Origin of the sequence: Flavobacterium sp., assembly GCF_003525665.1 — a bacterium.
GTDB lineage: Bacteria > Bacteroidota > Bacteroidia > Flavobacteriales > Flavobacteriaceae > Flavobacterium.
The window spans coordinates 16,896-17,617 of record NZ_DQDX01000218.1; the positions used below are offsets into that span (position 1 = coordinate 16,896).

General features: G+C 36.4%; 1 protein-coding gene. It reads right to left on the reverse strand.

Translation table 11 applies throughout. The features are described from left to right. Window positions 1-695: GIY-YIG nuclease family protein (locus DIU01_RS15025; protein WP_290835874.1), on the reverse strand; the 695-nt coding region annotated here is incomplete at its 3' end. Between the last annotated feature and the right edge of the window lie 27 nt (window positions 696-722).

Below are 722 nucleotides of genomic sequence, written 5' to 3' on the forward strand. Positions count from 1 at the left end.
GTTTTTTGAGCTTCCTCAAATTCCATATTGGATGCAAATTGAAGCATCTTGACCTTGAAGTCTTTCAAACTTTCTTTGAAGTTTCCTTTTAATATTTCGCGGATTACGTTAACGTGACTTTGATAATTTTCTGCCGATTCATAGCCTTCGCATCCGCCTTTGCAATTGCCAATGTGGTATTCTAAACAGACTTTGAACTTGCCCGAATTGATGTTACTTGGCGACAAATCATAGTTGCAAGTTCTAAGCGGATAAAGTTCTTTTATTAAATCTAAAATTGTGTTTACTACTTTGAAATTGGTGTAAGGTCCAAAATATTCTGAGCCGTCTTTTACCATCCTGCGAGTGGGAAATATTCTAGGGAAAGGTTCTTTCTTGATGCAAATCCACGGATAGGTTTTGTCATCACGAAGCAACACATTGTAACGTGGTTGTAGCTTTTTTATTAAGTTGTTTTCGAGTAAAAGAGCATCTTGTTCTGATGTAACCACAATGTGTTTTATGGTTACAATTTTTTTAACCAGAACGTTGGTTTTTGCTGTATCGTGAATTTTATTGAAATACGATGCTACTCGTTTCTTGAGGTTTTTGGCTTTTCCTACGTATAGAATTTTTCCGTCTTTGTCATAATACTGATACACGCCAGGATTGCTTGGCAAGGTTTGTATTTGAAGGTCAAGAGATGGATTGTTCATTTAAAAGTTTCGGGTTGCGAGTTTCGG